The sequence below is a fragment of the Streptomyces vilmorinianum genome (assembly GCF_005517195.1).
Taxonomy (GTDB): Bacteria; Actinomycetota; Actinomycetes; order Streptomycetales; family Streptomycetaceae; genus Streptomyces; species Streptomyces vilmorinianum.
The window spans coordinates 1,968,976-1,983,359 of sequence record NZ_CP040244.1 but is presented as its reverse complement, the minus strand read 5'-3'; the positions used below and the strand labels follow the sequence as shown (position 1 = coordinate 1,983,359).

The 14,384-nt window shown below is 73.0% G+C and carries 12 protein-coding genes; 9 read left to right on the top strand and 3 right to left on the bottom strand.

All coding sequences use genetic code 11. The features are described 5' to 3' along the window. The first annotated feature begins 170 nt into the window (after window positions 1-170). The 4 genes from FDM97_RS09265 (at window position 171) to FDM97_RS09250 (ending at window position 5,679) form a co-directional block, all read left to right on the top strand. A complete protein-coding gene (locus FDM97_RS09265) occupies window positions 171-719 on the top strand; it encodes a beta-class carbonic anhydrase (protein WP_175439072.1) in 549 nt (182 codons plus the stop codon). A gap of 168 nt (window positions 720-887) precedes the next feature. After that, on the top strand, window positions 888-1,904 hold the full coding sequence (locus tag FDM97_RS09260) for an AAA family ATPase (protein WP_137989921.1): 1,017 nt from the start codon (window positions 888-890) through the stop codon (window positions 1,902-1,904). Continuing rightward, window positions 1,904-3,277, top strand: coding sequence for a DUF58 domain-containing protein (locus FDM97_RS09255; protein WP_137989920.1), 1,374 nt, complete (start codon window positions 1,904-1,906; stop codon window positions 3,275-3,277). Before FDM97_RS09260 ends, FDM97_RS09255 begins: the two co-directional genes overlap by 1 nt. Continuing rightward, entirely contained in the window at window positions 3,274-5,679 is a 2,406-nt protein-coding gene (locus tag FDM97_RS09250) for a transglutaminase TgpA family protein (protein ID WP_137989919.1), read from the top strand. The genes FDM97_RS09255 and FDM97_RS09250 overlap by 4 nt, the downstream gene beginning before the upstream one ends. Window positions 5,680-6,135: 456 nt before the next feature. Here FDM97_RS09250 and FDM97_RS09245 read toward each other — a convergent pair whose 3' ends face one another. From FDM97_RS09245 to FDM97_RS09235, 3 genes are all read right to left on the bottom strand, one after another. Next, window positions 6,136-6,540 carry a DUF3040 domain-containing protein gene (locus FDM97_RS09245; RefSeq protein ID WP_137989918.1) on the bottom strand — a complete coding sequence of 135 codons (405 nt, stop codon included), beginning with the start codon at window positions 6,538-6,540 and terminating at the stop codon, window positions 6,136-6,138. A 304-nt stretch (window positions 6,541-6,844) separates the two neighbouring features. Continuing rightward, window positions 6,845-7,633 (bottom strand): methyltransferase, encoded by a 789-nt coding sequence (locus FDM97_RS09240; protein WP_137989917.1) that lies wholly within the window; start codon window positions 7,631-7,633, stop codon window positions 6,845-6,847. A gap of 77 nt (window positions 7,634-7,710) precedes the next feature. Next, window positions 7,711-8,241: an SAV_6107 family HEPN domain-containing protein gene (locus FDM97_RS09235; protein ID WP_137989916.1), complete on the bottom strand. Its 531-nt coding sequence runs from the start codon at window positions 8,239-8,241 to the stop codon at window positions 7,711-7,713. A gap of 166 nt (window positions 8,242-8,407) precedes the next feature. Between FDM97_RS09235 and FDM97_RS09230 the strand changes: the two genes are divergently transcribed. From FDM97_RS09230 to FDM97_RS09210, 5 genes are all read left to right on the top strand, one after another. Beyond that, the gene (locus FDM97_RS09230) at window positions 8,408-9,271 is read left to right on the top strand and encodes an ATP-binding cassette domain-containing protein (RefSeq protein ID WP_137989915.1); all 864 of its coding nucleotides are present in this window, start codon (window positions 8,408-8,410) and stop codon (window positions 9,269-9,271) included. Then, window positions 9,243-11,330, top strand: coding sequence for a YhgE/Pip family protein (locus FDM97_RS09225; RefSeq protein WP_137989914.1), 2,088 nt, complete (start codon window positions 9,243-9,245; stop codon window positions 11,328-11,330). The genes FDM97_RS09230 and FDM97_RS09225 overlap by 29 nt, the downstream gene beginning before the upstream one ends. 62 nt (window positions 11,331-11,392) lie before the next feature. Continuing rightward, window positions 11,393-12,001 (top strand): TetR/AcrR family transcriptional regulator, encoded by a 609-nt coding sequence (locus tag FDM97_RS09220; RefSeq protein WP_137989913.1) that lies wholly within the window; start codon window positions 11,393-11,395, stop codon window positions 11,999-12,001. A 302-nt stretch (window positions 12,002-12,303) separates the two neighbouring features. Then, window positions 12,304-12,927: a DUF4126 domain-containing protein gene (locus tag FDM97_RS09215; RefSeq protein ID WP_137989912.1), complete on the top strand. Its 624-nt coding sequence runs from the start codon at window positions 12,304-12,306 to the stop codon at window positions 12,925-12,927. A 35-nt stretch (window positions 12,928-12,962) separates the two neighbouring features. Continuing rightward, window positions 12,963-14,375, top strand: a complete 1,413-nt coding sequence (locus tag FDM97_RS09210) for a phytoene desaturase family protein (RefSeq protein WP_175439071.1) — start codon at window positions 12,963-12,965, stop codon at window positions 14,373-14,375. The last annotated feature ends 9 nt before the right edge of the window (window positions 14,376-14,384 follow it).

The window sequence follows — 14,384 nt, the reverse complement described above, 5'->3', positions numbered from 1 at the left end:
CGGCTGGCGCGTCGCGCGGGCCGGCGACGGGAGTGGGACATTTCCGGCGACTCACCCGTACGGGCGCGGTCTTCTCACGCGTGTGGGTTACCTCACAACAAGGCTCATTGACGTTCTTTGTCCGCTCTCACAGCGGGCCACGATCGCCTGTGACCACTACCGTCATAGACATGTCGACCTCCGCTCACCCCTCCGCCGACGCCGCCGCCGCGACTCGCACCGGCGGGACGGTCACCGACCGACTCGTCGAGGCGAACGAGCGCTACGCCTCCGACTTCACCGACCCGGGCATGGACGCCCGGCCCGTCCTGAACGTCGCCGTGGTCGCCTGCATGGACGCCCGTCTCGACCTGCACGCCGCGCTCGGCCTGGAGCTTGGCGACTGTCACACCATCCGCAACGCGGGCGGCGTGGTCACCGACGACGTGATCCGCTCCCTCACGATCAGCCAGCGCGCCCTCGGCACCCGCAGCGTGATGCTCGTGCACCACACGAACTGCGGTCTGGAGTCGCTGACCGAGGACTTCCGGCACGAGCTGGAGGACGAGGTCGGCCAGCGGCCGGCGTGGGCGGTCGAGGCCTTCCGCGATGTCGACCAGGACGTCCGGCAGTCGATGCAGCGCGTGCGGACCTCGCCGTTCCTGCTGCACACCGACGACGTCCGGGGCTTCGTCTTCGACGTGACGACGGGTCTGCTGCGCGAGATCGACCCGGCGTAACACGGCAAACCCCGGCATATCGCTCGCAGTTGTCCACAGGCAAGTGACACCGGGCGCCACAGGCAACAACAATGCTCGGGTGACACCCTCCGGAAACCTTCCGGCAGGGGTGTCCGTGTTCCGGGGTTGGGCCGCGCATCGGCCCGGGAAAGGGCCGAGGAGGGCCGGGTGACGACCTATGACGATCGAGCGAGCCTCACAGATCTGACCACCACAGCGGAGCGTGTCCGCAGGTCGGTGGAGGGTGTGATCGAGGGCAAGCCTGAGGTCGTACGGCTTTCGCTGACCGTGCTGCTCGCCGAGGGGCATCTTCTGATCGAGGATGTCCCGGGCGTCGGCAAGACGATGCTGGCCAAGACGCTGGCCCGGTCCATCGACTGCTCGGTGCGCCGCATCCAGTTCACGCCCGACCTGCTGCCTTCGGACATCACCGGCGTGTCGATCTTCGACCAGCAGCGGCGGGACTTCGAGTTCAAGCCGGGCGCGATCTTCGCCCAGATCGTGATCGGCGACGAGATCAACCGCGCCTCGCCGAAGACCCAGTCCGCACTCCTGGAGTCCATGGAGGAGCGGCAGGTCACCGTCGACGGGCAGACCTACGAGCTGCCGAGCCCCTTCATGGTGGTGGCCACGCAGAACCCGGTGGAGATGGAGGGCACGTACCCGCTCCCCGAGGCCCAGCGCGACCGCTTCATGGCGCGCGTCTCGATCGGCTACCCCAGCCCCGAGGCCGAGCTCCAGATGCTCGACATCCACGGCGCGGTCAACCCGCTCGACGATCTGCAGCCGGTCGCGCACGCTCATGACATCGTCAAGCTGATCGACGCGGTACGCGGCGTCCATGTCGCCGACTCCGTGCGCCGGTACGCCGTGGACATCGTCGCCGCGACCCGCAGCCACCCGGATCTGCGCCTGGGCGCCTCGCCGCGTGCCACGCTGCACCTGCTGCGCGCCGCCAAGGCCTCCGCCGCGCTCAGCGGCCGCGAGTACGTCCTGCCGGACGACCTCCAGGCCCTGGCCGTGCCGGTCCTCGCGCACCGGCTGCTGCCGACGGCGCAGGCCCAGCTGAACCGGCGTACGTCGGAGCAGGTCGTCCTCGACATCCTGCAGCGCACGCCCGTCCCGGCCGCGGCGCCGCCCGCCGGCCCGCACTACGGCCAGCAGCCCGGCGTTCGGCCGCTGTGATGACGACCGCTGCCACGCCGGAGGGGCAGCGGGGCGAGGACCGGGGCGGCCGCCCGGGTGACGACCGGGGCGGTCTGCGGGCCGCCCTCGGCGGTCTCACCACACGCGGCCGGTCCTTCCTCGCCGCCGGTGTCGCCGCCGCGATCTGCGCCTACGTCCTCGGCCAGGGCGATCTTCTGCGCGTCGGACTGCTGCTCGCGATCCTGCCGTTGATCTGCGCCGGGGTGCTCTACCGCACCCGGTACCGGGTCGCCGGCAGCCGCCGGCTCTCCCCGCGGCGAGTGCCCGTCGGCTCCGAGGCGCGGGTCCATCTGCGGATGGACAACGTCTCCCGGATGCCCACCGGGCTGCTCATGCTCCAGGACCACGTCCCGTACATGCTCGGGCCGCGGCCCCGGTTCGTCCTGGACCGGGTCGAGGCGGGCGGGCGGCGCGAGGTCTCGTACCGGGTCCGCTCCGATCTGCGCGGCCGCTTTCCGCTGGGCCCGCTCCAGCTGCGGCTGAACGACCCGTTCGGGATGTGCGAACTGACCCGCTCCTTCAGCGCGTACGACACCCTCACCGTCGTCCCCCGGACCGAGCCGCTGCCGCCGGTGAAGCTCACCGGCGAGGCGGCCGGGTACGGCGACGGCAGGCAGCGTTCCCTGGCCCTGGCCGGAGACGACGACGTGATCCCGCGCACCTACCGGCACGGCGACGATCTGCGCCGGGTCCACTGGCGTTCCACCGCGCGCTACGGCGAGCTGATGGTCCGCCGCGAGGAGCAGCCGCAGCGGGCCCGCTGCACGGTGCTGCTCGACACCCGCCGGATCGCCTTCCAGGGCGCCGGGCCCGACTCGGCCTTCGAGTGGGCGGTCTCGGGCGCGGCCTCCGCCCTGGTGCACATGCTGGAGCGCGGCTATGCGGTACGCCTCCTCACCGACACGGGCACCGCGGTGCCCGGTGAGGGCGCCGAGGGCTTCGCCGGCACGTCTCAGGACGCGGCCGAGGCGGCGGGTCTGATGATGGACACGCTCGCCGTCGTCGACCACTCCGACGGGGCCGGTCTCTCGCGCGCGTACGACGTGCTGCGCAGCGGCAACGAGGGCCTGCTGGTCGCCTTCGTCGGCGACATCGACGAGGAGCAGGCGGCGCTGGCCGCCCGGATGCGGCACCGCAGCGGCGCGGCCGTCGCCTTCGTCCTGGACAGCGGCACCTGGCTGACCGGCGGCGCGGTGACCGGTGCGGTCGACGAGCGGCTGCGGCAGCTGCGGGAGGCCGGCTGGACGGCGCTGGCCGTGCCGCCCGGTGCCCGGCTCGCCGAGCTGTGGCAGCAGGCGGGCGGCATGCGCGCGGAGAGCACCGCGGGTGAGACGTACGGAGGTTGGTCATGAGCGGCCGCGGGCGGCTGACACTGGGCGCCTTCGCCGCCACGCTGATGGCGGCGGGCGCGCTCCTTCCGCTGGTGAAGCCGGCGACCTGGATCTTCCCGGCCGCGATCCTGCTGGCGGTGCAGAGCGGGGTCGGCGTGCTGACCCGGCGGGTGCCGCTGGCCAGGGCGCTGACGATCGGGGCGCAGGCGCTCGTGAGCCTGCTGGCGCTCACGCTCGTCTTCGCCCGGGAGCAGGCGCTGTTCGGCTTCCTGCCCGGGCCGCAGGCGTTCGGGCAGTTCGCCGCGCTGTTCCGGGCGGGCGCCGACGACGTGAGTACGTACGCGATCCCGGCCCCCGACACCGAGGGCATCCGGCTCATGGTGGTCGGCGGTGTGCTGGTCATCGGTCTCCTGGTGGACGCGCTCGCGGTGACCTTCCGCAGCGCGGCCCCGGCCGGTCTGCCGCTGCTCGCGCTGTACTCGGTGGCCGCGGGGCTCTCCGACGGCGGCGCGAGCTGGCTGTGGTTCCTGGTGGCCGCCTCCGGCTACCTGCTGCTCCTGCTCGCGGAGAGCCGTGACCGGCTCTCGCAGTGGGGACGGGTCTTCGGCGGCGCGCCGCGGGCCGGGGGCGGAGGGACGGGCCTGTCCGGGAGCGGGCAGGCGCTCGCACCTGTGCGGACCGGCCGGCGGATCGGCGTGGTCGCCATGGGCATCGCGCTGGCGGTGCCGGCCGCGCTGCCCGCGCTCTCCGGCGGCCTGTTCGGCAACAACGGCGACGGGTCGGGCGAGAGCGGCAAGGGCGGCACGATCTCGGCGGTGAACCCGCTGGTCTCGCTCCAGGACAACCTCCGGCAGCCCGAGGACCGCGAGGTGCTCCGCTACCGGACCAACGCGACCGACACCAGCGGCATGTATCTGCGGCTCGTGGCGCTCGACCAGTTCGACGGCACCTCGTGGAAGTCCTCGGTCCGCCCGATCCAGGACGTGCCCGAGCGGCTGCCGCGACCGGACGGCCTGAGTGAGCAGGTCCGCACGACCGAGGTGACGGGCAACTTCGTGGCCTCCACGACGTACGAGCAGAAGTGGCTGCCGATGCCCTACCCGGCGGCCCGGGTCGAGATCGGCGGCCGCTGGCGGTACGAGCCGGCCGGGCGGATGCTCGTCGGCGACGACGGGCAGAACACCCGCGGCGCCCGGTACACGGTGACCAGCCTGGACGTGCAGCCGACGGGCGAGCAGCTGGCGGCGGCCACCCCGGCGCCGGCCCAGCTCGTCTCGGAGTACACCAAGGTCCCCGCCTCGCTGCCGGCCGACGTGAAGTCGACGGCGCTGCAGGTCACCAAGGACGCCCGCAACGACTACGAGCGGGCGGTGAAGCTCCAGGACTGGTTCGCGTCCGACGGCGGCTTCCGCTACGACGTCGAGGTCGAGTCGGGTACGGGGGTCCAGGCGATCTCCCGCTTCCTCGAGCGGAAGGAGGGCTTCTGCGTCCACTTCTCGTTCTCGATGGCGGCGATGGCGCGCTCCCTGGGCATCCCGGCCCGCGTGGCGGTCGGCTTCATGCCGGGCACTCCGCAGTCCGACGGCACGATCTCGGTGGGCATACGGGACGCCCACGCCTGGCCCGAGCTGTACTTCGAGGGCGCGGGCTGGACCCGGTTCGAGCCGACGCCGACGCGGGGCTCCACGCCCGAGTACACGCGGGAGCAGACCCCGACGGGCCGGCCGACCGGGTCGGCGCAGCCGGAGACCAGCGCCTCGGCGCTGCCGTCCGCCGCGCCGAGCGCCTCGGAGAGCTGCCCGGCGCAGCTGCGGCGCCTCGGCGAGTGCGGCCCCGACGCGGCGGCGGGCGACACCTCGTCCGGCGGCGGCGGGCCGGATGCGCTGTCGGTGGTGCTGGTGTGCCTGGGGGTGGCGGTGATCCTTCTGCTGCCGCTGACACCGCTGTTGTGGCGTACGCGGGTACGGGCCAGGCGGCTCGGTTCCTCGGGCCGCACCGTGGAGGAGGCGGTGGCCAGGACCCTGGACGCCTGGCGGGAGATCATCGACCTGGCGTGGGACCACGGGGTCCTGCCGGACGAGTCGCAGACGCCCCGGAAGACCGCGGCGCGGATCGTCCGCCTGGGCTCCCTGGAGGGCGAGCCGGCCAACGCGGTGCACCGGGTGGCCCGCGCGGTCGAGCAGGTGCTCTACGCCCCTGAGCCCCGCCCGGGGACGGGCCTCGTGGACGAGGTCGCCCTGGTCAGGTCGGGCTTCGCCGCGTCGTCGGCCCGCAAGGTGCGGCTGCGGGCCCTGCTGGCACCGCGCTCGGCCGTCCGGGTGGTGTGGTCGGTCTCCGACCGCTGGTCGACCCTGACAAACCGCTGGTCGGCCCGCCGCGAGGCCGTGACGACCCGCGCGACGACGCTCTTCCGCCGGGCCTGAGCCGGGAGGGGCCGCTCACCCACGAGGTGGGCGGCCCCCACGCCCCACCTCGGCTGCGGGCAAGCGTCCCGCCGCTCCCCCCACCCCGTCGTGCACATCGCGCCGCCCCCACCCCACCCCGTTGCGGGCATTCGTTCCGCTGGGGCGGAACGGGTGGGCACAACGGACGGCGCCCTTGCAGGCGCCTCTGCCCCGACCGGCCCGCACCCCGAGGGGCGTGCGGCGACCAAGACCTTGTGCGTGCGGGCCCTTGGGGTGCACGGGGCCCAGGGAGCGGACGCGCCCGCAAGGGCGCCGTCCCGTGTGCCCACCCGTCCCGCCCTGCGGGACGATTGCCCACACAGGGCTGGGGTGCGGTGGGCGCTGGAACGTGACGAGCCCCGCGGTGCGACGCGCTGATGCGCGGGCCCGCGGGGCTCGGGGTCGTGTAGGGGGCCAGGGGCCCTCAGGGCGCCGTCAGTGGCCGCCGCCCTGCTGCTCGTCGCGGCGGCGCTGCCACCGTTCCTCGATCCGGTTCATCATCGAGCGGCGCTGTCGGGTCTGACGGCCTCCGGCCGCCGCCCCGCCCTTCACCTGCTGCTCACCCGGCTTGGGCGCCTTGCGCCATCCGGTGACCGCGAGCACCGCGCAGCCCAGCATGACGAGGAACCCCACCACGCTGATCCAGATCTGCTGAGCGACCATTCCAGCCATGAGGAGCGCGATTCCCACCAGGAAGCCGGCGACCGCCTGGTAGACCCGTCGCCGGGTGTACGTACGCAGCCCGCTTCCCTCGAGCGCTGTCGCGAACTTGGGATCTTCGGCGTACAGCGCTCGCTCCATCTGCTCGAGCATTCGCTGCTCGTGCTCCGAGAGCGGCACGGAGTCCTCCTAGTCGTCGGTCGCGGGGGCGACCGGGATGCGGCCCTTTCAGGATAGGCAGGGAATCGCCCCCGTGAAACCCGCCCTCAACGCCAATCGCCAATCCGGGCCGCCATGCGGTTCGGGTTGCTGAGGCGTTGATTCCCCAGCGCCTTGCCTGTCATGCCGGATGGTGTCCCCCGATCATACGGGGCGAACGCCCCGATCGGGCGTCCTGTGGCGTACTCCATGTGCGGTTGCGTCGCTGATCAGCACACCCGGCGGCATGTCCGGAGCGGGCCCCGGACGTGCCGCCGACCGCGTTTCAGGCGCGCTTCTCGCCCAGGACGTGCAGCTGGGTGGCGATGGCGTGGAAGGAAGGCAGCTCCGCCGCGGCCACCTCCAGCTTGAGCAGGGACTCCGCGGCGCCGGGCTCGGTGTCGACCAGGACGCCGGGAACCAGGTCGGCGAAGACCCGTACGCCGTGCACCGCGCCCACATCCAGACCGGCCCCGCCCGCCAGCTCGGTGAGCTGGTCCGCGGTGAAGCGGCGGGGCACCGGGTCGCCGTCGCCCCAGCGTCCGGCCGGGTCGCTCAGGGCCGTGCGGGCCTCGGTGAAGTGGCCGGCCAGCGCGCGGGCGAGGACGGCGCCGCCGACGCCCGCGGCGAGCAGGCTGAGCGCGCCTCCGGCCCGCAGCGCCTCGACCGCGTTGCGTACGCCCTCGGCCGGGTCGTCCACGTACTCCAGGACGCCGTGGCAGAGCACCACGTCGTAGCCCTCGCGTCCGACGACGTCGAAGAGGCCGTGGATGTCGCCCTGGACCCCACTGACCCGCTCGGCGACGCCGGCCTCGGCGGCCCTGCGCTCCAGCGCGAACAGGGCGTTGGGGCTGGGGTCGACGACCGTGACGCGGTGTCCGAGGCGGGCCACCGGCACCGCGAAGTTCCCGGAGCCGCCGCCCGTGTCGAGGACATCGAGGCTGTCCTTCCCGGTGGCCTTGACCCGGCGGTCGAGGGCGTCCTTGAGGACGTCCCAGACGACGGCCGTGCGAAGGGAGGCGCGCGACGGGCGCGACGACGCCTCTCGACCGAAGACAGGGGAAGGGTCCGACACGGCTGTTGACTCCTCGATGACGGTGCACGAACGCTGCCCACCCTATGGCCTCGGGTGCGCTTCCCCGTTCTTCCCCGTCATCCCGCCACCTCGTCGGCGCCGGTCTGGCGGGGCAGCACCGGCTGGAGGACGAGGAGCCGCTCGACCAGGCGCAGGAACATCGCGGCGTCGCGGATCAGGTCGTCGGCGTCCCGGCGGCTCGCCGCCCCCGGTATGCCCGCCTCGGCCCGCGCCCGGCGGCCGGCTCCGGAGGCGAACAGGGCGCTCCACTCGGTGAGCTCGGGCGCTATCTCGGGCAGCACCTCCCAGGCGCTGCGGATCCGGGCCCGCTTGCGCGGATCGGTCTCGGGCCTGCCCCGGGCGGCGAGCACGGCCGCGGCGGTGCGCAGCGCGGCGAGGTGGGCGGTGGCGTACCGCTCGTTGGGGACGTCGAAGGCGGCGGCCTCGTCGAGGCCGGCGCGGGCCTGGGCGAGCAGGTCGAGTGCGGCGGGCGGCGCGGTGGAACGGCGCAGCACGGGGTGGATGTCGGACGGGGGTCCGGACAGTGCGGGGGCAGGGCGGCCGGCGGCGCGGCGCCGGGGTGCGGCTGCTGCGGAGGAGCTGGTCATGACGAGCCTCCTGTCGTCGTGTGACGGCTCTGTGTCCGTATGTGTCCATCGTGAAGGGCCCCACTGACAATCACGCTGACCTGGCCTTTTGCCTGGATCGACATCGCGGGGGTAAGTTTTTGCACTGACTGGTCAGTTCAAAAATGGGGAATGTGGGGGTGGACCGGTGGAAGCGAACCCGGAGGAGCCGCACGGCGCCGCCGTCGTCGCGGACGGATTCGGGCTGAAGGGGCCGCGCGGCTGGGCGTTCCGCGAGGTGGCTTTCCGGGCCGACCCCGGCTCGCTCGTGGCGATCGAGGGACCGTCCGGCTCGGGCCGCACCTGCCTGCTGCTCGCGCTCACCGGCCGGATGAAGCCCCAGGAGGGCCACGCCGAGGTCGCCGGGCTGCGCCTGCCCCGCAAGATGGCCGCCGTGCGCCGCATCAGCGCGCTCGGCCCGGTGCCCGGGGTCAGCGATCTCGACCCCGCCTTCACCGTCGCCGAGCACCTGCGCGAGCGCGCGCTGCTCCAGCGCCGCTACGACGGCGCCGTCCGGGCCCTGATCCGTCCGCCCGCCGAGCGGGCCGCCGCCACCCGTGCCCGGATCGAGGAGGCCCTGGAGGCGTCCGGGCTCGACCTGGACGCCCTGCCGAAGGCCGAGCGGACCTCCGTACGGGATCTGGAGCGCCTGGAGGCCCTGCGCCTGTCGGTCGCCCTCGCCCTGATCGGCAGGCCCCGGCTGCTCGCGCTCGACGACACCGACCTCAAACTCTCGGACGCCGACCGGGCCGAGGCCTGGGCCCTGCTTCGTTCGATCGCCGACGCCGGGACGACCGTGCTCGCGGTGTGCAGCGAGGCCCCCGAGGACGCCCTGCGCGTCACCACCCGGACCACGGACGGCGACGCGCAAACCGACGCCGAGCCCGAGTCCGAGCCCGAGTCTGAGCCCGAGCCCGAGTCCGAGCCCGAGTCCGAAGACGACATCGCAAACGAAGAGGACACCACCGAGGAGGGGGCAGCCGATGCGCTCGCCGAAACTGGCCGCGCTTGAGCTGAAGCGGTTCGGCAGGGGGAAGCTGCCGCGGGCCGCGCTCGTCGCGATCCTGCTGCTGCCGCTGCTGTACGGCGCGCTGTACCTGTGGTCCTTCTGGGACCCGTACAGCAGGCTCGACCGGATACCCGTCGCACTCGTCAACGACGACAAGGGCGCCACCACCGACGGCAAGAAGATCAACGCCGGTGACGACATCACCAAGGGCCTGCTGGACAGCAAGGTCTTCGCGTGGCACGAGGTGAGCGACGCCGAGGCCCGCAAGGGCGTGGAGGACGGGACGTACTACCTCTCGCTGACCATGCCGGGCGACTTCAGCGCCCGCATCGCCTCCAGCTCCGGCGACTCCCCCGAGACGGGCGCGCTGCAGGTCCGCACGAACGACGCCAACAACTACATCGTCGGGCAGATCTCCCGGACGGTCTTCTCCGAGGTCCGCACCGCCGCCTCCACCAAGTCCTCCCGCGGCTTCCTCGACAAGATCTTCATCTCCTTCTCGGACATCCACGACGCCACCGCCGAGGCGGCCAAGGGCGCGGGAGACCTCAAGCAGGGCGTGGACAAGGCCAAGCAGGGCTCCAAGAACCTGGCCGACGGGCTGAAGGACGCCAAGAGCGGCAGTGGCGACCTGGCCTCCGGTCTGAAGAAGCTCGACAAGGGCGCGGGCGAGCTGGAGACCGGCTCCCGGCAGGTCGCCGACGGCACCCAGGCGCTCGCCGACAAGGTGAACCAGAAGGCCGCGCAGGTCCGCCCGTACCTGAAGAACAACGGCAAGTCGATCGGCGACACCGCCCGGCTCGTCTCCCACTCCGCCGCGGCCGTCCGCCACAACCTGGAAGACCTGGCCAGGCGCGCGCCGGTCGCGCGCGCCGCCGCGCATCTGGCCGACGACAAGCTGGAGGAGATCCACCGGCAGGAGTGCGTGGACAACCCGCTGCCGGACCTCAAGGCCTGCCCCGCCCTCAAGGAGGCCAAGGTCACGGCCGACGACGTGGCGAAGATCGCCGACGACCTGCACGAGCTGACCAAGGACAGCAAGGGCGATCTGAAGACGCTGGACACCCGGCTCATCGACCTCCAGAAGAAGGCGGACGATCTGGCCAAGGCGGCCCCGCACCTGGACGAGGACCTCGAGAGCGCCGTCAAGAAGATCAACGACCTCAACGCCGGGGCCCAGAAGGTCGCCAAGGGCGCCGACGAGCTGCACACGGGCCTCACCAGCGCCAAGACCGGTTCCGCGACGCTCGACACCGGTGTCGGCAAGCTCAAGAAGGGCGCAGGGGACCTCGACGGCGGTCTGTTCAAGCTGGCCGACGGCTCGGGTGAGCTGGCCACCGGCCTCAAGGACGGCGTCGCCAAGATCCCCGACTACGACAAGCCCGAGCGCGACCGGCGTACGGAGGTCATGGCCGACCCCGTCGAGCTCGCCTCCCAGTCGCTCCACAAGGCGCCCAACTACGGCACGGGCTTCGCCCCGTACTTCATCCCGCTGTCCCTCTGGGTCGGCGCGATGGTGGCGTACATGCTGATCCAGCCGCTCAACCGGCGCGCCCTCGCCGCCGGCGCCTCCGCCTGGCGGATCGCCCTGGCAGGCTGGCTGCCGGTCGCGGCCATCGGGCTGCTTCAGGTCGCCGCGCTGATGTCCGTCCTGCACTGGGGACTCGGGCTCCAGATGACCAGGGCGGCCGGCACGGTCGGCTTCCTGGCGCTGGTGACCTGCTGCTTCGCCGCGATCATCCAGTGGCTCAACGCCCGCTTCGGCGCGGCGGGCCGGATCCTGGTGCTCGCCGTGCTCATGCTCCAGCTGACCTCGGCGGGCGGTACGTACCCCGTGCAGACCAGTCCGGGCTTCTTCAACGCGATCCACCCCTTCCTGCCGATGAGTTACGTGGTCGAGTCGCTGCGCCGGCTGATCACGGGCGGCGGGATCGGGCCGGTCTGGCAGGCGGTCGCGGTGCTGACCGCGTTCACGGTGGGCGCGCTGGCGCTGACGGCCGTCTCCGCCCGGCGCAAGCAGGTGTGGACCCTGGACCGGCTCCACCCCGACCTGTCCCTGTGACACCCTCTCCTGCGACCACCGCCCCACCCGCGACACCCGCGAGACCTGTGAGAATCGAGCCCATGGACAGCAGCAGCACCAGACGCCAGGCCACGCGCGCGAAGCTCTACGAGGCCGCCGTCACCCTCATCGCCGAGCAGGGCTTCTCGGCGACCACGGTGGACGAGATCGCCGAGCGCGCGGGCGTCGCCAAGGGCACGGTCTACTACAACTTCAAGAGCAAGACCGAGCTCTTCGAGGAGCTGCTGCGGCACGGCGTCGGACTGCTCACCGCCTCCCTTCGGGAGGCGGCCGAGGAGACGGCGAAGCGGGGCGGCAGCCGGGTCGACGCGCTGGACGCGATGATCCGGGCCGGCCTGGTCTTCATCGACCGCTATCCGGCCTTCACCCAGCTGTACGTGGCCGAGCTGTGGCGCACCAACCGGGCCTGGAACTCGACCCTCCTGGTGGTCCGTCAGCAGGCGGTCGCGGTGGTGGAGGGCGTGCTGCGCGAGGGAGTCGAGGACGGCGAGCTGAGCGAGGAGATCGACATCCCGCTGACCGCGGCGGCGCTGGTCGGGATGGTCCTGGTGGCCGCCCTGGACTGGCAGGCCTTCCAGCGGGAGCGGTCGATCGACGACGTTCACAGCGCGCTGTCCCGGCTGCTGCACGGGCGCGTGAGCGGCCGTTAGCTGCCGTCAGTGGCCGTCAGCGGCCGCAGAGACGCACAACGCCGGACGGCGAGGCTCGATCCCCCCGAGCCTCGCCGTCCGGCGTTTTCGCACCCCCGTGCACCCCCGTGCACCCCCGTGCCCCCGTGCACCCCCGTACCGGCAGGCGCGCGGCCCCGATCCGCCGCCCCGTGTCGGCGGTTGCGGAGCCGCGCCCCTTCCGTGCCCCCTACTCTTCCGTCTTCGCAGGTCGGGGCCTATCCGCGCACCTACTTATCTCGTCCCCTAGGTACGGGTACTCAGGCCTGGTTACGATCACGGGCGTGTCCGTACTCCCCTTGGTCTTCACCAGCGGCTGGGCGAGCGGGATCAACGCGTACGCGGTGGTCCTGCTGTTCGGCATCTTCGGCGCGACCGGCCTCACCGACGAGGTGCCCGAGTCGCTGCAGCGCACCGACGTCCTGATCGCGGCCGGCGTGCTCTTCCTCTGCGAGGCGGTGGCGGACAAGATCCCCTATGTCGACTCCGTCTGGGACTCCGCCCATACGGTGATCCGGCCGATCGCCGGCGCGGTCGTCGGCGCTCTGCTCGCCGGGCAGTCCGGTTCGCTGCCGGAGCTGGCCGCGGGCGCGGTGGGCGGCTCGACCGCGCTGTTGAGCCACTTCGTCAAGGCCGGGACGCGGATGGCGATCAACACCTCGCCGGAGCCGTTCTCCAACGTCGCCATGAGCCTGGCCGAGGATCTCGGGGTCGCCGGGATCATCACCTTCGCGATCTTCAACCCGGTGGCGGCGGCCGTCGTCGCGGCGGCCCTGCTCGGGCTCGGCCTGGTGATACTGGTCTTCCTCGCCCGCAGCATCCGCCGCTTCCTGCGCCGAAGGGCGCAGCGCCGCGAGGAAAGACGGCTGGCGACCGCCGGGGCGACAGCCCAGGGCCCGCCCGACTGACGGGGGTGTCGGTGGCGGCCGATAAGGTCGCTGACATGGCACGGATTGTGGTGATCGGCGCCGGCATGGGCGCCATGGCGGCGGCCGCCCGGCTGGCCGTGGCGGGCCACCGGGTGACGGTGTACGAGCGCGGCGGGACGTACGGCGGTGCGGTGCGCCGGTTCGCGTGGGACGGGTTCGCCTTCGACACCGGCCCCGGGCTGCTGCACCTGCCCGCGGTCTACCGCGATCTGTTCGTCAAGACCGGCAAGCAGCCCTTGGAGGAGCGCGTCGAGCTGACGCAGGTCGACCCGGCGAGCCGCCATGTCTTCGCCGACGGCACCCGCGTGGACCTGCCCAACGCCTCGCGCGCGGGGACCGTTTCGGCCCTGGACGCGGCGCTCGGCGCGGGCGCCGGCGAGCGCTGGGGCGACTTCCTGGTCCGGGCGCGTGAGGCGTGGGACCGCACGCGGCGCCCGCTCCTGGAGGAGCCGCAGCCGGCGGACACCTCGCCGCTCGCCCGGGAGCCGTACCCGGCCCTGAAGGCGGGGATCCTGCGGCACCCCACGAACACGCTGGCCAAGATCGGCGCGCGGGAGCTGGGCGACCCCCGGCTCACGGCGCTCCTCGACTCGTACGCCTGGTCCTACGGCTTCGACCCGGCCACCGCCCCCGCGTCGGCCGCCGTCCTGCCGTACATGGAGCAGACCTTCGGCACCTGGTACGTGAAGGGCGGCATCCGGGCGCTCGCGGACGCGGTGTACGAGCGGTGCCGGGAGCGTCGGGTGGAGTTCGTCTTCGACACCCCCGTCGTCGAGGTGGTGGAGAAGGACGGCTGGGCGACGGGCGTCCTTCTGGAGGGGGGCGAGGTCGTCGAGGCGGACCATGTCGTGGCGGGCGCGCCCGTCCCCGCGCTCTACCGGGACCAGGTGGCGGCCCTGGGAGAAGAGCGGGACCTGACGGGCCGTATGACGGTCTGTCTGGCCCTTCGCGGGGCCCGGGAGCCGGACGCGGCGCACCGCACGGTCGTCCACGCGAGCGGGGACCGGCCCACCGTGACCGTGCTGCGGCCGGACGATCCGGCGCTGCGTCCCGACGACGCGCACGAGTCGGTGACGGTCTCCGCGACGGTGCGGCTCCGCCCCGAGCACGACTGGGCGGAGATCGCCGAGGAGATGATCGCGGCGGCGGAGTCGGCCGTTCCAGGGCTCCGGGAGCGGCTGCTCCGGCAGGAGGTCCGCACCCCGGAGGACACCCTGCGGGAGACGGGCACCGCCGAGGTCCCCGGCCCCGCGCTCGCGGGCGGCCGGGGCGTGTTCCTCCCCGCGGCCAACCGCTCACCGCTCCCCGGCCTCTACTTCGCCGGCGGCTGGTCCCACCCCGGGGGCGGGCTGGCCCACGCGGGCATGTCGGGCGCGCTGGTCGCGGGCCTGATCGTGGAGGGCGACGACTTCCGCGGCTCGCGGTAGAGGCCCGTC